20 protein-coding genes and 2 pseudogenes are annotated in these 18,407 nt (G+C 44.0%); 11 read left to right on the plus strand and 11 right to left on the minus strand.

The features are described from left to right. Both VZ94_RS13530 and VZ94_RS13535 read left to right on the plus strand, forming a co-directional pair. Positions 1 to 352, plus strand: a 352-nt coding sequence (locus VZ94_RS13530) for a YfbM family protein (protein WP_045779631.1), incomplete at its 5' end; no start/stop codon positions are given. 35 nt (positions 353 to 387) lie between these two features. Continuing rightward, positions 388 to 849 carry a hypothetical protein gene (locus tag VZ94_RS13535; RefSeq protein ID WP_131655563.1) on the plus strand — a complete coding sequence of 154 codons (462 nt, stop codon included), beginning with the start codon at positions 388 to 390 and terminating at the stop codon, positions 847 to 849. 224 nt (positions 850 to 1,073) lie between these two features. Here the strand turns inward: VZ94_RS13535 and VZ94_RS13540 are convergent, their stop codons facing one another. From VZ94_RS13540 to VZ94_RS13575, 8 genes and pseudogenes are all read right to left on the minus strand, one after another. After that, positions 1,074 to 3,305 carry a two-partner secretion domain-containing protein gene (locus tag VZ94_RS13540; protein ID WP_045779633.1) on the minus strand — a complete coding sequence of 744 codons (2,232 nt, stop codon included), beginning with the start codon at positions 3,303 to 3,305 and terminating at the stop codon, positions 1,074 to 1,076. Further along, positions 3,298 to 3,585: a hypothetical protein gene (locus tag VZ94_RS13545; RefSeq protein WP_045779634.1), complete on the minus strand. Its 288-nt coding sequence runs from the start codon at positions 3,583 to 3,585 to the stop codon at positions 3,298 to 3,300. The genes VZ94_RS13540 and VZ94_RS13545 overlap by 8 nt, the downstream gene beginning before the upstream one ends. Further along, positions 3,582 to 4,340 carry a CHAT domain-containing protein gene (locus tag VZ94_RS13550; RefSeq protein ID WP_045779635.1) on the minus strand — a complete coding sequence of 253 codons (759 nt, stop codon included), beginning with the start codon at positions 4,338 to 4,340 and terminating at the stop codon, positions 3,582 to 3,584. The genes VZ94_RS13545 and VZ94_RS13550 overlap by 4 nt, the downstream gene beginning before the upstream one ends. 16 nt (positions 4,341 to 4,356) lie before the next feature. After that, a complete protein-coding gene (locus VZ94_RS13555) occupies positions 4,357 to 4,566 on the minus strand; it encodes a CHAT domain-containing protein (RefSeq protein ID WP_045779636.1) in 210 nt (69 codons plus the stop codon). Beyond that, entirely contained in the window at positions 4,538 to 5,836 is a 1,299-nt protein-coding gene (locus tag VZ94_RS26000) for a tetratricopeptide repeat protein (protein ID WP_045779637.1), read from the minus strand. Before VZ94_RS26000 ends, VZ94_RS13555 begins: the two co-directional genes overlap by 29 nt. A 29-nt stretch (positions 5,837 to 5,865) precedes the next feature. Further along, positions 5,866 to 6,933, minus strand: a pseudogene (locus VZ94_RS13565) (ShlB/FhaC/HecB family hemolysin secretion/activation protein); the annotation flags it as partial. An 11-nt stretch (positions 6,934 to 6,944) separates the two neighbouring features. Next, entirely contained in the window at positions 6,945 to 7,613 is a 669-nt protein-coding gene (locus VZ94_RS13570) for a POTRA domain-containing protein (RefSeq protein ID WP_045779639.1), read from the minus strand. Positions 7,614 to 8,194: 581 nt separating this feature from the next. Continuing rightward, positions 8,195 to 8,980: a hypothetical protein gene (locus VZ94_RS13575; RefSeq protein WP_131655565.1), complete on the minus strand. Its 786-nt coding sequence runs from the start codon at positions 8,978 to 8,980 to the stop codon at positions 8,195 to 8,197. A 246-nt stretch (positions 8,981 to 9,226) separates the two neighbouring features. Here VZ94_RS13575 and VZ94_RS13580 point away from each other — a divergent pair, with 246 nt between their 5' ends. The 4 genes and pseudogenes from VZ94_RS13580 to radA all read left to right on the plus strand — a co-directional run bounded on the left by VZ94_RS13580 (position 9,227) and on the right by radA (position 13,120). Then, on the plus strand, positions 9,227 to 9,826 hold the full coding sequence (locus VZ94_RS13580; protein ID WP_045779641.1) for a GNAT family N-acetyltransferase: 600 nt from the start codon (positions 9,227 to 9,229) through the stop codon (positions 9,824 to 9,826). Beyond that, positions 9,816 to 10,677 (plus strand): annotated as a pseudogene (locus VZ94_RS13585) (carbon-nitrogen hydrolase family protein). Before VZ94_RS13580 ends, VZ94_RS13585 begins: the two are co-directional and overlap by 11 nt. A gap of 248 nt (positions 10,678 to 10,925) precedes the next feature. Further along, positions 10,926 to 11,753: an NAD-dependent epimerase/dehydratase family protein gene (locus VZ94_RS13590; RefSeq protein WP_045779642.1), complete on the plus strand. Its 828-nt coding sequence runs from the start codon at positions 10,926 to 10,928 to the stop codon at positions 11,751 to 11,753. Then, positions 11,750 to 13,120 (plus strand): DNA repair protein RadA, encoded by a 1,371-nt coding sequence (gene radA, locus VZ94_RS13595; RefSeq protein WP_045779643.1) that lies wholly within the window; start codon positions 11,750 to 11,752, stop codon positions 13,118 to 13,120. The genes VZ94_RS13590 and radA overlap by 4 nt, the downstream gene beginning before the upstream one ends. On the opposite strand, the gene VZ94_RS13600 is transcribed toward radA, so the two are convergent. The 3 genes from VZ94_RS13600 to VZ94_RS32190 all read right to left on the minus strand — a co-directional run bounded on the left by VZ94_RS13600 (position 13,117) and on the right by VZ94_RS32190 (position 15,077). Further along, positions 13,117 to 13,764, minus strand: a complete 648-nt coding sequence (locus VZ94_RS13600) for an FHA domain-containing protein (protein ID WP_045779644.1) — start codon at positions 13,762 to 13,764, stop codon at positions 13,117 to 13,119. The genes radA and VZ94_RS13600 overlap by 4 nt on opposite strands. Positions 13,765 to 13,858: 94 nt before the next feature. Further along, positions 13,859 to 14,539 carry a transporter associated domain-containing protein gene (locus VZ94_RS32185; protein ID WP_338040408.1) on the minus strand — a complete coding sequence of 227 codons (681 nt, stop codon included), beginning with the start codon at positions 14,537 to 14,539 and terminating at the stop codon, positions 13,859 to 13,861. Beyond that, positions 14,478 to 15,077, minus strand: a complete 600-nt coding sequence (locus VZ94_RS32190) for a CNNM domain-containing protein (protein ID WP_338040409.1) — start codon at positions 15,075 to 15,077, stop codon at positions 14,478 to 14,480. The genes VZ94_RS32185 and VZ94_RS32190 overlap by 62 nt, the downstream gene beginning before the upstream one ends. 290 nt (positions 15,078 to 15,367) lie before the next feature. Here VZ94_RS32190 and rpsF point away from each other — a divergent pair, with 290 nt between their 5' ends. The 5 genes from rpsF to VZ94_RS13630 all read left to right on the plus strand — a co-directional run. Continuing rightward, on the plus strand, positions 15,368 to 15,814 hold the full coding sequence (rpsF, locus tag VZ94_RS13610) for a 30S ribosomal protein S6 (RefSeq protein ID WP_045779649.1): 447 nt from the start codon (positions 15,368 to 15,370) through the stop codon (positions 15,812 to 15,814). Between the two features lie 21 nt (positions 15,815 to 15,835). Continuing rightward, positions 15,836 to 16,063 carry a 30S ribosomal protein S18 gene (gene rpsR, locus VZ94_RS13615; protein ID WP_045779645.1) on the plus strand — a complete coding sequence of 76 codons (228 nt, stop codon included), beginning with the start codon at positions 15,836 to 15,838 and terminating at the stop codon, positions 16,061 to 16,063. Positions 16,064 to 16,080: 17 nt separating this feature from the next. Then, a complete protein-coding gene (locus VZ94_RS13620; protein ID WP_045779646.1) occupies positions 16,081 to 16,986 on the plus strand; it encodes a DUF2232 domain-containing protein in 906 nt (301 codons plus the stop codon). A 46-nt stretch (positions 16,987 to 17,032) separates the two neighbouring features. Beyond that, positions 17,033 to 17,482, plus strand: coding sequence for a 50S ribosomal protein L9 (gene rplI / locus VZ94_RS13625; protein ID WP_045779647.1), 450 nt, complete (start codon positions 17,033 to 17,035; stop codon positions 17,480 to 17,482). A 109-nt stretch (positions 17,483 to 17,591) separates the two neighbouring features. Further along, a partial coding sequence (locus VZ94_RS13630; RefSeq protein ID WP_045779648.1) for a 3-deoxy-D-manno-octulosonic acid transferase occupies positions 17,592 to 18,407 on the plus strand: 816 nt, incomplete at its 3' end.

Raw genomic sequence — 18,407 nt, forward strand, 5'->3', positions numbered from 1 at the left:
AGGCATACATTACTGTCTTAACAAAACCAGCTATAAAGCAGAACCACCGATGGATTTTATTACGCTTGGCGGACAAATGGCAGGAAAGGTAGAGGTCGGCTATGGGCCTGCAAGGCTAATCGATAGCAATACCGTGAAAGCCATTCATGAACGGCTCGCTAAGCTCACCGTCGAGGATTTGCGAAACAACTATGACCCAAGGGCTATGGAAAAATTGAATATCTATCCGAAAATTTGGCTTAGAGATAGCGAGGAAGGCTTTGACTATATTGCTGAATACTTCAACATATTGAAGTCGTTTATTGCCCATTGCTCACAGCATCAATTAGGCATGGTGGTGTATTTATGCTAATGGTTTTCTAACTTAGGATTTATAGGATGTTGACTATGACTGATCGTACACTTTGGCATACAGAAGATTTTGATTTACTCTCGTGGCATGATGTCCATATCCATGGCCTTCGCTTCGCATCGTTCAATGAAAGTGATGGTACGGCAGAACTCGTGCTCGACATCGACTACATACTTGAATGGGTGCATGAAGGTAATGCCTTTGTGTTTACGGTTTGTGCTGCCGAGTTAACCTTTCACGACACTTTCAATCTCAGGCTAGAACTTGACTACAAAATGTGTTCTGCTGGTATGTGTCCGTTCATGATTTACGATATTCATCGTGAACCTCTAGTATTTTCTACAGGGTATCAGTCTTTTCGCTGGTCAATCCCTATCCATTGGCCGCAGGGCTTAATCGAATTTGAAGCCCCGGCATTCACGCTACAACTCGTTGGTACGCCGGCGGAGCGTGTAGGTCAGTGTCTTACGTCAGAGCAACGTGTACGTTCGTCTTAGGGTTTGTTCTATACGTCGCATTGCGGTGAGGTGTGACACATTAATCAAACTCTTTTCATTCGCCAAACGTGATTCGATTAAGAGCTGAAAGCCAACACCCAACTAAAAACCGTTATCAACCATCTCACGTCTCAAACCACCAGAACCCACAGCCGTTAGCGAGCTGCCTTGCTGGTTATCACAGGCATCATGGTTCAAGGTTTCTGCGTCAAATTCGGGACTGCCTAAATTGCTAATACGCCGCTTAAGTTTAATTGTGGCGAGGCTAGATTAATTCGACCGCTGACGCCGGTTTTGGACGCTGCTTGAATAACATTAAAGCCGAAAATAGACGGTGACCATAACACCGATGCGCCACCTATTAATAATGAGTTGCCATTGGGTATTAACGCTGACGCATTGACGTTGATAGTGCCGCCTTTACCGGATTGGGCGTTGGCTTGTAAGGCGCTATTTTCCATGACAATGTTATGAGCATTAACCTGGATATTACCGCCGTTGCCATCGCTGTTATGGACGGTTGTTAAGAGTAATGAGTTTTGTAGATGCAATAAATCTGTGACATCGACTCGAATATGTCCGCCATCGCCAAATAAGGTATCGGTTGCTATTTTGGAATCAGCGAGTTCAAGAATAGGTGTTGAAATGTTAACGCTGGACGTCGATGTATCATTAGCCGTACTACTGAGATTAATCACGCCTTGATTTAGCCTCATCCAGTTATCCACGTTGATTTTAACATGACCGCTAGCGCCCTGTGATTCAGGCCCTTTGAAAGCTAACACACCCGTAAAGTCTTGATTCTGACCGTCGATTAATAAGGTATCGGCGTCAATCTTAATCGTGCCAGCCCCGCCACGTCCGATGGCATTGGTAAAAATACTGCCACCGCTGAATATAGTTAAGTGTTTGGCGAGAACGCGTACCAATCCCGCATTACCGCTGCTACCCCATAATGCGGAGGATTGAATACCGGTGTTTGAGCGCCAATCGTCGCCTTTTATTGTTAAGGTTTCGAAATCAACCTTCACACGTCCGGCGTCACCTTTGCCCCAAGTAGACGAGCTAATAGAGCCACCGTTAGCAATCACAGCTTCTCGGCCTTTAATATCGACGACACCGCCGCGCCCTGGACTATCGGATAATACCGCTGAGAAAATCCCAGTAAAATCTTGTTTAGCGCCACCGCCATCAATTTCAAGCGTGTCGGCATGGATTTGCACCCGGCCAGCATCCCCTTCGGCTTCAGTTAATGAACTAATCTGACCACCGCTAGCGATTTTGAGTTGATTAGCCTTAATGTTAACCAGGCCCGCATCACCCGTGCCTTTAATTGCATCGGAAAAAATACCGGTTAGCGCACGACTACCTTGTTCTATATACAGTCCATCGGTGTTGATATTAATAGTGCCAGCGGCACCACTCGCGTAAGTTGATGTGGCAATTTGACCACCGCGCTTGACATGAATCTGCTCAGCGTCAATATCTATCGTTCCAGCCGCACCGCTTCCTAATGTTTCTGAGCTGATTAGACCACCTGTGACCTGTAATTCTTTAGCATTTATAGTAATAGAGCGGCTACTACCGGAGGCATTAAATCCTACGTCAGAGAAAATTCCTGTATCGAAATGACGGCTATTAATTGTTAAGCGCTGAGCGTCAATATCAATAAGGCTGGTACGACCGCTGCTTTTTGCAGTGGAAATAATGCTGCTATCCGATAAATTAAGCTGTTGCGCGAATAGATTAATGCTAGCCGCATCGCCTTTTGCATTAGCATAAGCAGCGAGGACGCTATCGAATAAATTCAGTTCGCGCGCTGTTACATAAATCCCTTTAAGGTTAGAACGCGCTGACACATCGCCGTTATTGGAATTAATCAAGCGAGTATTAAACAAGTTAATGCTATCTGCCCATAAATTCATGCGCCCTGCACCGTTGCCAGCGGTATATAAATCGGCATAATCAGCCCCTGAACGCCCATCAATAATAATGTCACCTGCATTAGCTTGAGTTGGTAAGGTAGCGCCAAAACCATGAGCAAGACTAAACTCAGCTTTACCTTGGCTAGCGATTAGTTGCACGTCACCTTCAGGCGCCACTAACCAAGGCTCTTGCGTAGGTAAGCTGTGTATGTGAATATTGCCCGCTACGAATGCCAGAGTCTTGCCATTTTCTGCTAGTAAGCGCGCGCCTTCTAACGCGATTAAGCCATTATTAACCGCCGATGTCCCCAAAAAGCCAAACGCCGATGGTGTAGCGCTGCTTAATTGGCTAGCAGTGTTTAATTCGGCATTAAACGCTTTACCATCGTTAAAGGTTAATTGGTCGGCGGTAGTTGCATGAAAAGAGCCCGGCACATCGAGTACCGCATGTTCGCCGAAAATAATGCCATTCGGATTGATTAAGTAAAAATCGGCATTCGGAATACTCGATGCTAATTTACCGTTAATCATCGAGCGTTCTAAGCCAGTGACACGAGTAATAACGTTTTTTTAACGCGGCACTACCAGTGAACTCGACGATTTGCCCTGGTTTAATCGAAAAATCGGTAAAACTATGAAATAAATTACGTCCTGTAGTCGTTCCTAAGCTTTGTGGGATGAGCACGTAATCACCGGTAAGCGTTTTAGCTGCGCCTACGCTGCCATCTGTTACCAAGCCATTAGACGATGCTAATCTTGGTAATAGGAGTAACCCAAGCCATATTAATCTATGCATTGATGTCATCGTCATAACCAATTGCCTGCCAAAATAAACGGCGACCAATAAAACGGATTCGCTAAATCGCTACGTTTTAATAATTTGATTTGAGCTTGTCGTAACGCTTCGGCTTTGCCAATGCCAGGCTGAGTTAAGCCACGATAAAACTCAGTCATTAATAATGAAGCGGCTTCATCGGAAACCGGCCATAAGCTGCCTAAGGCACTACCGACGTTGGCTTTTAACGCGATACCGATTAAACCTAGTGGTGCTCTATCGTCGCCTTCAGCCGTTTGACAGGCGCTTAAGGTAATCAATGAAATCGGTTGTTGTTGAAATTTATAGCTTTTTAATAAGCTTTCTAATTCATTAATATTGATTAAATTATCATAAGCCATGACAAAACTGGTTTCAGCGGTTTTACCAAATACCCCGTGTGATGCAATATGCACCACTGAATAAGGCTCTGTTAATGCCTGTTGCTTAAATTCCTCAACAGTAAAATTCTCATTTTTAAGTGTAGTATTCGGCATTTGTTGGCTGAGTTGGTGTATCTCCTCATCAACCCCCGGCAAACTTAATTGTTCAGTGAGTTTTTGTCGGAATGCTGGCGTATTCATTAAGCGCTGTACTGTTAAGTCTCTGTCTACGTCTAGGCTACGAGTGTTTACCTCGTCTATAGGCAAGGCACGGCTTTGTGTGTTGCCTCGGCCTCGCTCGCTAGAAGCGGATAGTGCTTTTAGCATATTAGTCGGTAAATTTTCTATCACGCGCCCCGGCTTACTCATGCCTGCCAATAAGGCTTTAAAACTCGTGCGATTGTAAGCTAGGCGCTAAACTTAAGCTTAAGCCCTGTGACACAGAAACGGCATAAGATTCAATTAAATAATGCTGTCCATCATGTAACGCAGCAGGTGGAATTAAGCGCAACACACCATCTGGAACGAGGACTAAGGTGTTAATATGGTTTTGTTTTAGCCAAGGACTAATAGGTTCGATGAGCCAGCGGTGCAATTGCTGAGCTAATGCTAAACTTGCGCCACTGCCTTTGCGTAAGCTTTTCGCGAAGCGTTTGGGAATATTGCTGTAATTCCGCCGCGCTGACATTGACGCTGACATGCTCTAACGCTGCACCATTGCCTACCAATAACTCAAGCCGTTCAGGCAATAAAATGGGATACACTACTGCCGTAGTCGCTGTTAATACGTGGTCTAGTTCAGCTTGTCGGCTTTGCACGCCACAACGGCCACCGAGATAATCTTCAAGCTCGGCAAGTTTAATCAGCTCTACTGTTTCACGTGCTTGCTTTAATAAGTGTGTTTTTTGAGCGCTTTGACTGTCACGCGCTTGTTGCAATAACAAGTCTGCTAAGCCTAAATACACCGGCTCTAGTAATTCTCTAAACGAAGAACGACCATTGTGATATTCAACCGGAATATCTTTGCGTATGGCAGCAATATGTTGAATCGCATTTTGATACGCGCTAATAGCTTCCGCGCGGCGTTGCAAAGTGTTAGCTAATCGCCCGTGCCGCCATTCCAGCATAATTAACAACGGCTCGTCTTCAGCCTCTAATGCAGCGGCTAACCCGTCTTGATTTAAGCGGTAGGCCTCTTCGTAGCGCTGTTGATTTTCATAAAGCTGTGCTAAACCATCTAAACTGGCTGCAGTTAATCCGGTGTCTTGCGTGCTAGCGTCGGTTAAGACGTGTTGATAACTGTCATAAGCCAACTTAAGTCCTGGTTCGCCTTGACGCTGAGCTTGTGCGGCCATGTTTAATAGCAATCGGCTACGTTCAACATTTTTAGCTAAAGCTATGAGCTTAGGTTGCAATTGATTTAGTGCTGGTAATTGTTCTGATACTGGTAATAACGCAATTTGGCCTAACTGAATACTTAAGCTTAATGCCTGGTTATCGCTGGTTAATAGTGCGCGCTGATAAAGTGCTTTGGCTTCATCGATTAAGCCGCGTTGTGCATGTATTTCCGCTAACGCCATAAGCCAAGGTACGGAAGATTTTGCTACATGGTGATTTTTTAATGCCGTATTCAGCAGCGTTTCTGCTGATTCAAAATGCCGCATACGGTAGTGAATTAGGCCTTTAAGCCCTTGAACATCGGCTTGTTGCTCATCAAGTTGCGATAACGTGTCCAGCGCTAACCAATAACGGCCATGTTGGTATTCTTGTTGCGCTTGGTTTATCGTGCTCACAGTGTCGTGAGGTTGGGCTAAGACCAACACACTGGGCAGCCATAAAATAAGAAATAGTGCTAAGTTAGCCATAACAGGCTCCTAACGTATTAGACATACTGTTAAAAAACATCCCAGCGCGCTTGAAAATGGATGCCATCATCTTGAATATCTTTAGATTGCTTGTTTTGTGGTGTTAGCAAGGCATGACCATAATAAAATTCAACGAGCAGCGGTTGATAACGCCATTCAAAACCAATCCCGACCGAATGCAACGCGTTACTACCTTGTTCACTGGGTTGAGGGAAATGATTCCACGCCTCGCCATAATCCATAAACGGTATCAACTGTAATTGCTGTCGTCCTGGCTCTAATAGCGGAATACGAAATTCAGCCGACACACTAAACCCTTGGTCGCGGACTAATTGGTTTTCACGGTACCCACGCACGGTATGCATACCGCCGATGGCGATTTGCTCTAACGGTAATAACGGTTCATCGCTTAATTGTATATTACTGCGTAATAAAAATTGGCTGCCATTATCTAAAAACCGCCACGCGTATTGTGCTTGTCCTAGCCAGGCAAAAAACTCGCTATCAGGGTATTCTGAGGTAATCACTTGCAATTCTTTTGGCACGGAGCGTTCTTTAGTCGCACCGAATGCGTCCATGCCCACGCTAAAACTTGAGCGTAACGCCAAGGCATGGTTATCCCAATAGTGTAAAAAGTCATGAAAAATCCGCCAAACTGTGGCTTGATTACGCCCCGATGGCTCACCAGGCACGAACGGCTCAGGCCTACCTAACAAGCTTGTTTCATTTTCACGCACCGCTAGTGACACGCCAGCGGTTAAATTGGTTTTTAAGCTCTGGATAAACGGATAACTGAGGCCGCCTTCAAGACTATGGACTTGGCTTTTAATATCTAGCTTATTTATCGGTGCTTCGACAATAACAGCATCACCCTCGTCAAAATGGAAAAAAAACTGAGTACCCGAATCAGAAATAGGCAAGCTAAACCCCCCCGCATAGCGCTGAGCGCCATCGCTGGTAACAAAGGTAAAATCCATGCTATCGCCCCAACCGGTTAAGTTCCAGACTTGCCCAGTTAAGCCAAAGGCTTCGCCGCCAATAGACGGTGGTCGCTGGTTGTTACCAAAAAAACTCAGTTGATAAGGTTTAGCGCGTGTTACATCGACCGCTAAACACTATGGCCTAGGCTTTCGCCTGGCAAGATACGGCCATTCATACGACTAATCAACGGGTCTTTTAACAGCATTTGAAAGTTTTCTTGTAGCTCAAGTACATTAAACGGCGCGTCATCATCACGCTTAAGCCGGTTAATGACATAGCCTGCGCGTAAACCCTCTAAACCTTTAACACGTACCTCATCTAAGCGCCCTTCAATAAGCTTTATTTGTAACTCATCGTTGTGATAGGCATCGGCGGTTATAACAGCGCCCGAATTGATAAAGCCTTTATCGATATAATAACGGCTAAGCTCCTGCCGTAAGGCTTCTATCTCATAAAGAAAAACCTTGCGGTTTAAATAAGGCTGAAGCAGTGGTGTTAATTGCTCTGTGCTTACTGCTTGATTACCTTGTAGACGTATGTGCTTAATAAATAACTGGCGATCATTGGCTTTATCTGTGCGCTCAGATTCAGGTAGCTTAGGTAATTCAAATGCCTGCTCCGGTTTATCACTAGGGTAAAGCGGTTCTGGCAAGGTTTTAGCACTCGGTCTATCCATAGACTCAGCACCACCTAAAGCCCAGGCTGCGGGAGATTGTCCAGCAAAAGCTAAGATTGCTCCAACTGCGCAAATAACAGTATTACTCAACAACTGCTTTAACAATCGCGTTGCAATCATCTTTCTCTCCTTCTCTTAAAACAACAGTTGCCGTAGCACTGTAACCACCAGCTATAAAACCTGAGGTGTGACCGGTGCAGTATATACCTTGCTAGGTGTTATGGGGTCAAGTTATGGTCTTGACCGATTTGCCACACGAATGCGCGGATGCTTGTTGGTACGGCTTGATGGCCTGGATAGAACAGGGCTTCAAGCATACTAAGCGGAGTGGTTAGCAGTGGCAACACACGCGCATGGATACTCCTGAACGCGCCGAGCGATTGTGGATGGCGATTGTCATCTCGACCTGGTGGTTGCTGTCAGCCGGTAGTGCGGCGGAAGCTCAAACCGACAACACACTGTGAGGCATTGAAAACCTTCGGTTCCAGGTACGGTACGGCGGCGTGGAAAACGCTAGCGGATAGTGGGTGTTTTCCAACATGGTTGGTCTTTGATTATTACGGCTTTGCTTAACCATCAGCGTCTCCCGGTTAAGCTGGGGCAACCGGAAGCATGGCCTAGCTTGCAGGAAATTGCAGTGGGTGCTGTTGGGTGAAAAAACTACACTTGTAAGGTCATCCCGACCCGCTCCGGGTTAGTGTTCATATGATGGGCGCCATATACATATAGTCAAGTTCCGGCATAGTGTGAAGCCCCAAAGTATCGTGCACCCGCTCGCCAAAAGTTGTTAACTGCACATCGGCCGGAATGATACCGTTTTGACCAAGCTCAGTTTCATAGTTATCCGAACTGCCTCGCATAAGTCGTTTGATCAACCGGCGATTCCACAAGTCAGCGCATAATTCGTAAAGAGACCACTGTTCAGTGGTTACTCCAGGAAGCTCATCCAGGCGATGTTCGCGAAGCGGGATGGAACCGTGTTGTGCGAAAAGTCTTAGTAATCCGTACTGAGAGAAAGTCAGAGATTCAGATAGCAAAACTAAATGATTAGCTTCTGTTCGGCTTACACTTTGATCCAGCGCGACATTTGCGTATAGGTTTCCCATATAGGGAAGCTTGCGTTCCTCATAAGAAGCACGAGCCTTTTGAACGATCGCCTCTAGTTGCTCCAGTCCAATGGGTGTCGTTTCCGAGTCCGATATTGCGAAGTCTGGACGAAGTCGTTCGCCATTCTGAATTCGGCGCTCCATCACCTCGGCAAGATGCTTGACTACCGTTTCAGCTCGTTTGAGTTCGGAGCGAGTAATAGCGGATTCGAGCACTTCCTCAGCCTGTTTCGCGAGTCCAGCACTCAGCCCGGCTGCCGCTACAGAAAACACTGGATCGAGCATCACCGCAGTAACGAAGGCCCCCCCATTGCAGCGATGGTAGCTGCAGCAGATCGACTGATATTGAAGCGAGATAGCGATTGGTTCATGAGCGCTCACTAGTAATTAGAATAGTTTCTTTATATCTACCAAAAAAATTATACTACTGCAATAATATTTTGAGTTGTGTGTTAGCAAGTTAGCAACAGCAAAATTACCTATAAGAGGGTGCAGAGCGCTCTGACCTCAGCTATTCTAGGAGCTAATACCATCTCATCTTAGAAGGATTGCCGAAAAAACGATTTAACAACTCTTACCTGGACTCAACAAGTTCGATAAAATAACCGTTTTGATTGTTGAGTGCTTATGTCAAACAATATACGCATAGAACGTTGCAGCGGTCAGGCTTTACAGCGTTGGATTCCTGATTTAGCTCGCTTACGCATAGAGGTGTTTAGAGATTTTCCTTATCTTTACGATGGCACTTTAGAATATGAACAAAAATACCTTCAAACTTATATTGATAATCCTGAGAGCGTTATTGTATTAGCGCTTGATGATGACAAAGTTGTCGGTGCGTCAACCGCTCTGCCGATGAAATACGAAACCGAGGAATTAAAAAAACCGTTTATCGAGCATTATTACGATTTAGAGCAAGTATTTTATTGCAGCGAATCGGTATTGAATAAAGCCTATCGAGGTCTTGGGATTGGGGTACGCTTTTTTGAGGAACGAGAAGCCCATGCGCGCGATTTAGGCGGGTTTAAGCATATTACGTTTTGTTGTGTGGAACGACCTATTGACCATCCGCGCCGTCCTAAAGACTATGTGCCGTTGGATGCGTTTTGGAATAAGCGCGGTTATGTCAAACATCCTGAGCTAAGAACGACTTATTTGTGGAAGGATTTAGATGACGAAGATGAAACTCCAAAACCGATGACTTTTTGGTTAAAACATGACAATTAAAATTGCAAGCGCTCAATACGATGTTGGTTTTTTTTCTGACTGGCAAGAATTTGTTGATAAAGCCACGCGTTGGGTAGCCGAAGCGAGTGCTAATCAAGCGACGTTACTGGTGTTCCCTGAATATGCGAGCATGGAGTTAGCTTCGCTATTTGGTGTTGAGGTGTATTCTTCGTTATCCAAACAACTCACTGCATTGCAAACGGTTTTGCCTGATTATATTGCGTTGTTTACCCGCTTAGCTGCGCACTATCACTGCACTATTCTTGCGGGTTCGTTCCCAGTCAAATTAGCAACCGGCGCTTATGTTAATCGTGCTTATTGGTTTATGCCAGATGGGCGTAGCGATTATCAAGATAAGATGATTATGACGCGGTTTGAAAATGAAATCTGGTTGATTAGTGCTGGCGATACAGTGAAAACCTTTGCGGCGGAATTTGGTAGTTTCGCAGTTAATATTTGTTATGACAGTGAATTTCCATTATTGGCGCGTAAACAAAACGAGGCCGGTGCGAGCTTAATTTTAGTGCCTAGTTGTACCGATACGTTAGCGGGATATTATCGGGTTAGAATCGGCTGCCAAGCACGCGCCTTAGAAAACCAATGCTATGTCGTGCAATCTTGTTTAGTCGGTCATGCGCCGTGGTCGGAAGCCGTTGATATTAATATTGGCGCATCGGCTATTTACACCCCAGTTGATAAAGGCTTTCCTGATAACGGCATTTTAGCTATCGGCGAGCTGAATCAACCACAATGGGTTTATGCTGAATTGGACTTAGCCAATTGCGAACGCGTTCGTCAACAAGGTCAAGTCTTTTAATTTCCGCGACTGGCCTTTGCAAGACAAATTTTAGGACACACACTTGAGACGGGACAGGGCGTTTAGGGCGCAGGTGTCGGCAGCAGGGATGCTGCCGCCAAGCCTACAGGGACGTATTTACGGCGCCCTGCGTTCTGAATGACCTGTCCCGTCTTAAGCTGGGAACCCAAATTTTAATCACAAAGCGTTGCTTCTCTCTCATTTCACGCGGCGTGGAATGAGAGTGCTAAGACTCTATGCTCAGATGTATACTAGTGCGTTATGACTTTCGGATGATGTAACGTGGCGAATATTCTCTTGATAGGTGGTGGCCAGCTAGGCTTTAGTTTGGCGCAGACATTAGCACAAAGTGGTCATCAGGTGACTGTTATTAAACGCACTAAAATCACTGATTACCCTGGTATAAACTTTATCGCCGCTGATATTAGCGATGACCAGATGTTAGCATCGTTAAGCATAACAGCCGATGCCGTTTTCTTTATTATCGCAGCCGATTCGCGCACTGAAGCGGATTATCGTAAGGTCTATCAAGCAGGGCTGTGCAATGTGTTAGAAAAATTTTCTTACTGCCCTTGGTTTTTTGTTTCATCAACCAGTGTCTATGGCCAAGACCAAGGCGAATGGGTCGATGAAAACTCGGTAACTCAACCCAAAGCGATAACCAGCCAACTTTTATTGCAAGCAGAACATCAGGTACTTGCTGCGCGTTCTGATAGCGTTATTGTAAGATTCGCTGGGATTTACGGGCCTGGTCGAGAGTATTTATTGCGTTTAGCACGGTCAGTGCCTTATATTCAACAAACGCCGCCTTATTACACGAATCGTATTCATCAAGCTGATGCCGTAGCGGTATTAGCCTTCTTACTAAAACAGCGCTTACAAGGCGTTGATTTAGACAACTGTTATCTCGCTTGTGACAACGATCAGGCGCCACTGTGGGATGTTATGCAATGGCTAAGCACAAGACTAGGTTGTACACCGCCTTTAGCCAAACCTTTCGACGCATCAACTACGCAAAATAAGCGTTGCTTAAACACGCGGCTAACTGCACTAGGCTTTGAGTTTATTTATCCTAGCTATCAAACCGGTTACCTAGAATTGCTTTCATGAGTAAAAAATCACAACTTGTTTTTGTCTGCACTGATTGCGGTGTGGAATATCCGCGCTGGAGTGGTCAATGTACCAGTTGTGGCGCGTGGAATACGCTTAAAGAAGTCAATATCAAAACAGAGCGCCATCGCAGTAAAACCGAAGGTTACGCCGGTAGCCGTTCCGAGGTGCAATTATTATCAGAGATTAACCTAAACGATTGTCAGAGAATTTTTACCGGCATAGGCGAGTTTGACCGTGTTTTAGGTGGTGGGATTGTGGTGGGCAGCGTGATTTTAATCGGTGGTGCACCGGGTGCCGGCAAAAGCACGCTGCTATTACAAGCTATTGCCCATATTGCTGAACATGACGTTCGCGTATTGTATGTATCGGGTGAAGAGTCGTTAGAACAAATTGCCGAACGTGCGCAGCGCTTAAATTTACCGGCAGAAAAAATCATGATTTTGGCGGAAACGTCGGTACAACGTATTTGTGAATTAGTTTCAGAAGTTAAGCCTAAAGTCTTAGTGATTGATTCTATTCAAGTCATGTACACGGAAGAGACACAATCCGCGCCAGGCTCAATTTCTCAAGTCAGAGAATGTGCTAGCCAGCTCACCCAATACGCTAAAAAAAATCATGTTTGCATCTTAATGGTAGGGCATGTCACCAAAGACCATAGCTTAGCAGGCCCTATGACCTTAAGTCATATCGTCGATGCGCAAGTGTTGTTAACTGCTACTGATGATGCCCGATTTCGTGTGTTAAGAGCCGATAAAAATCGTTTTGGTAGTGTAGGGGAGTTAGGCTTTTTCGCGATGAGCGGCCAAGGTTTAAAAGAAGTGAAAAACCCATCGGCGATGTTTTTAAATCGCTTAGAACATCCATCGCCAGGTAGTGTTATCACGGTGTTATGGGAAGGAACAAGGCCGTTACTTGTCGAGATTCAAGCCTTAGTGACCGATTGTCAATACGGTAATCCGCGTCGCTTAGCCATGGGTTTTGAGCAAAATCGTTTAGCGATGTTATTAGCGGTATTGGGTAAACATGGTGGCATTTATACCAGTCAAGATGAAATCTATGCGAATGTGGTCGGTGGTATTAAAGTGAGTGAAACCAGCTCGGATTTGGCGATTGTGATAGGCATAGTTTCGAGCTTAAAGAACAGGATTATCCCGCAAGATATGATTGTTTTTGGTGAGTTAGGCTTAAGCGGAGAGATTCGACCTGTTGCGAATGGCTTAGCCAGACTGAATGATGCGGTCAAACATGGCTTTACTCAGGCTATCATTCCTAAAGCTAATGCACCTAGAAGTCCTATCGAGGGTTTAACAGTGCATCTTGTCGCCAGGCTCGATGAAGCGCTGGCGATTATTTCAACGTATTAGCTAAAAAAGAATTGCAACGAGACTTGATTAATCGTCAACATGTCATTGTTGTTTAATTTAACATAGCTGTTTTCGATAGGCTTGTTATTGACTTCCAGCTTGCCAATATTTTCTAACGCAGAGACAAAATAACCATCTTTACGTTTAGTAATTACCACGACGCCATTGCCGTTAGAGCCTAAACGGGTCATGGCTTTTTTCAGCGTTAACACTTTGCCGATATTCTGGCCATTCATCACTTGTAAGCTTGCGGCCGGCAAATGAGAATTATGCTCGGCATCATAATCAAAAGACTCGCGTCCATAAATGACAGATTCAACAACCTCATGCGAATCCTCGTTAGCTTCAACAACAGACTCAGTGGTGTTGTAAACAACATCATGCTTACCTATAGTAATAGTATCGTTATTGTTTAACTGACACTCTTTGATGCGTTGGCCATTAATAATCAATGGAAAACTTTCGTTTAACTGCTTAATCGTACAAGAGTCATCGCGAATAACAATTGCCGCATGAGCAGGCGCTACCGCCAAACTATCTATGACGATATTATTCGTTTCATCCCGACCGATATGAATAACACCGTTTTCAAAGATGTAAGAATCAATCGCTTTATATTTGAAATAAACAGTCAGCTTAGCCATTGCAACAATTTTCTACCTGAAATGATGAGCTAATTATAGTCGCAAATTTTTTTAGTTATCCAAGAAAATGCGGGTTATTAAATAACTTATCGTCTTAAGTTTTAAACCTAGATAAAAACTTCACTAATTTCACGGTGTTATTGCTGCATTGTATAATCTCAATCGGATAACCATGTAAATTTAAACTCGTTCCAGGCTCTGGAATAACTTCCATGTACTCGATAATTAACCCATTTAAGGTTTTAGGGCCTTCGGTAGGCAATGACCATTGGGTAATTCTGTTGAGCTCTCGCACGGTAATATTGGCATCGACTAAATAACTACCATCAGATTGCTTTCTGGCGGCGGGTGAATCATCGGTAATTAACTCGCCCACAATCTCTTGTAATAAATCATTTAAGGTGACGAGGCCTTGCACGTCGCCATATTCATCAACGACTAAACCAATACGAATTTTATCGTTTTTGAATCTCAGCATTTGCGCATGAACAGGTGTGGATTCAGGGATAAACTCGGGTTTAGTCAACATATTAACAACGTCTTGTTTATCAAAATCGGTTTTATGCAGATTGACTAACGCTTTTCTAATATGCAAAAAGCCTATTACTCTATCAATGTTTTTTTTGTAAACAGGCAGTTGTGTATGAGGGCTGTCTTTTATCTGTTGGATAATGTGCTCGACACCCATTTCTAAGTCTATGCCGACGATTTCATTACGCCGCGTCATAATATCTTCGACGGTTGCTGATTCTAAGTCTAAAATCCCTAGCAACATTTTTTTGATAGCGTAAAGGCATAAAGCTTTCAGCTTCAGCGATAATGCTTTTTAGCTCGTCTTTGTTTAATTTGTCATGGTGATGGCTTTTTTTAACATCAACACCGGCTAACCGTAACAGCAAACTAACAAATAAATTAACAAAGCTGACGACGGGATAAAGCACTTTCAGTAAAGCCGTATAAACCCAAGCCGACGGGAATGCCCATACTTCAGGCTTAAATGCTGCTAAGGTTTTAGGCGATACTTCAGAAAAAATGAGCATGACTAAGGTTAATAAACCGGTCGCAACAGTTATAGCACTTTCATCGTTTGCATACAGCTTTATAGCAATCAATGTTGCTATTGAGGCTGCAAAGTTATTGACAAAGTTATTGCAAAGTAAAATTAAGCCTAACAAACGATCAGGCCGTTGTAGTAAATGATAGGCTTTAATAGCACCGGAGTGCTTTAATTTGACTAAATGCCTTAGCCGGTAGCGGTTAAGTGACATCAGCGATGTTTCAGAACCGGAAAAGAATGCTGACAGAATAAGCATTAATAAGAGTATGCCAAAGAGCACACTTATCGATATATCGTTCAACGAAAGACTCTTAAATTGTTTAAACCGTTCTAGTCTCTACGATGCCAATAATTTGTCAAGCTGAAATTACCGTTAAAAGACCAAGGGATTTTAGTCGTTAGTGAAAACTCCACCAATTTTAATCGCTTAGTTTCAAAATCTATGCAAGAGCAAAAAATCTCTTTATAATGCTTGGTTCCGCGAGGAGCTGCTATCCTTGCTTTACTCTTCTTGTGAGAGAAGGCTTTAACCATAAGGAACCATTAATGCGACATTATGAAATTGTTTTTTTAGTACACCCTGACCAAAGCGCGCAAGTCCCTGCGATGATTGAACGCTATAAAGCGTCTATCGAAGCCGCTTCAGGAACAATACACCGCTTAGAAGACTGGGGACGTAGACATCTCGCTTATCCCATCAAAAAAATTCATAAAGCACATTATGTGTTAATGAATATCGAATGCAATCAAGCTACTTTAGACGAATTAGAAAGCGGGTTTCGCTTTAATGATGCTATTCTACGCAGTATGACGCTATTGCAAAAACATGCGGTTACTGGCACATCGCCTATTGCTGCTGCCGCTGCAGAAGAGAGCAAACAAACTGAAATTAAAGCAAAAGAGACTGCTAAAGAAGCCGTCGCTTTAGCTGATGATGAATTAGACCTGGATGAAGTTGGGGAAGACTTCAACGCTGATTCAACTCCACAATAATTCACACTTTACAGGTTTATCATGGCTAGAAATATCAAACGCAAAAAAATGTCTCGCGCTGGCGAAAGCGATACACAAATCGATTATAAGGATTTAGCCTTATTAAACGAATACATCACTGAAACGGGAAAAATTGTACCTAGTCGTATTACCGGCGTTTCAGCAAAATATCAGAGAGAATTATGCACAGCAATTAAACGCGCGCGTTATATCGCTTTGTTACCTTTCTGCGACGCACACAGAAAATAACTCATTAAGGAGGGGGAATGAATTTCCTGGCTAACTTCATCATGCGTGGAAGATTACAGGCTATGACTGTAGCCTCGTCGCTGGCGCTGTTGTCATTAATAATTCCTCCGGTCAGTGTTGTCAGTTCAGCTACTATTGCGCTTGTCACATTAAGACGAGGCGGCATGGAAGGCTTGTATGTTTTATTTAGCTCAAGTTTAGCCGCTGCACTGTTAGGTTATGTGCTGTTAAAAAACTTTCAATTTGCCTTAGCATATGCAGCCGTCTTATGGTTACCGGTTTGGTTGATTTCTATCATTCTACGAGAAGGTCGACATTTATCGTTAGCTGTTGAAATTGCGGTATTATTAGGCGTGTTAGGCGTGATTGGGTATTATTTATATGACCCAAACATTGCCAGTACATGGAAGGTTATGTTTGAGCAATTCAAGCCTAATGCGGATAGTAGTCAACTCAATAATGCTGAAGTAACGCTAGACATCATGGCGCATTATTTAACCGGCGTTGTTGCGGCGGGTTCGGTATTTAGCTTGCTATTTGGCTTGTTTTTAGGCCGTTGGTGGCAAGCGAACTTGTACAATCCGGGCGGTTTCAGACAAGAATTTTTATCACTTAGCACTCATCCTCGATTGGCCCTAGGCAGCATAGGCATTATCGCGTTAGCACTTGTGACCTCAGGCTGGTTATCGGAAGTCTCTTGGAATATAGCCATTTTAGTATTCGCGTTATATTCCATTGTAGGCGCCGCAGTGTTGCATACGATTCTTGCCCGTAAGAAGCTTGCCAATTACACCGTGCCCATGCTGTATGTAACGCTATTCCTAGTACCTCATACATTGCTTCCAATAGCATTATTAGGACTAGTCGACACCTGGCTAAACTTACGAAAAATAACTAATCAAACCAGCGCCAAATCAGACTGATTTAGGCATGACTGATTTTAAGCATAACCGATTCAGAGGCAAACAAATGGAAGTCATTCTTCTCGAAAAAATAACAAAATTAGGTAATTTAGGCGATAAAGTAACGATTAAACCGGGTTACGGCAGAAATTATTTAATTCCACAAGGCAAAGCGGTCGCGGCAACACCTAGCAAAATTGCTGAATTCGAGCAACGCCGTGCGGAACTTGAAAAAGCAGCGGCTGAGAAACTGGCTGCAGCTAAAGCACGTGCTGAAGCATTAAGCAAACTTAATGTTGTGATTACCCATAAAGCGGGCGATGAAGGTCGCTTATTCGGCTCTGTAGGCACAGTTAATATTGCTGAAGCGATTACTAAAGCCGGAGTAAAAGTCGAAAAACAAGAAATCCGTTTGCCAAATGGTACAATCCGCCATACTGGCGAGTATGATATTGATATTGCTATACATTCTGATGTTACGTTAACGTTATCGATTAAAATTGCTCCAGAAGCTTAAGCAATAAAGCTTTGTTTAGAGCAGGCTACCGCTAGGCGTTGTCAGATGATGACGTCTAGTGTTTCAAAATCTGTTGAGCAAATACTGTTTCGTCTATTAGGCAGTTAAGATGCGCATACAAGCTGCCTGTCTAAGTTATCTAGCCCGCTCCGTCTATTCCGCCTTATTTTGTCTGGCTACACCTTTGTTGTTGCTTAGGCTGCGCTACAAGGCTAAGACCAACCCCGCGTATCTTAATCGCTGGCAAGAACGCTTGGGCGTTTACTCACTAACACCAGCGATCACCTGCAAGATTTGGTTTCATGGCGTGTCTGTCGGTGAAATAGAAACCTTATTCCCACTTATAGACTTAGTACAACACCACCATTCTGAGCCTATTTTAGTTACCACGACAACGCCTACAGGCTCCATGCGTGTTAGCCAAGTCTTAGGGCAACGTGTACAACATGTTTATTTACCCTATGACCTGCCCGGTGCTACACAGCGTTTTATACAGCATTTTCAGCCTAAATTAGCGGTTATAGTCGAGACCGAAATTTGGCCTAATCTTTATGCGGCGTGCCAAAACAGCGATATACCGCTGCTAATCATTAATGGACGGTTGTCAGAAAAATCAGTTAAAGGCTATCAAAAGCTTCCTTGGCTTACTCATCCGGCACTAGCTGCTATGACACAGATTTTGGCGCAAACTGAAGTAGACCGCGCTCGGTTTATTGCCATTGGTGCTGACAGCCAAAAAGTATCGACGCTTGGTAATATGAAGTTTGATAACTTGATAACGGTCGAACAAATTAGCCAAGGTCAACAGTTAAAAGCACATTATTTTGCTAAACGTTGGGTTTGGTTATGTGCGAGCACTCATGAAGGCGAAGAAGCGTATTGTTTAGCCGCTTACCAAGCGCTAAAACCGGTTATCCCTGAATTG

Origin of the sequence: Methylocucumis oryzae, assembly GCF_000963695.1 — a bacterium.
Taxonomy (GTDB): Bacteria; Pseudomonadota; Gammaproteobacteria; order Methylococcales; family Methylomonadaceae; genus Methylovulum; species Methylovulum oryzae.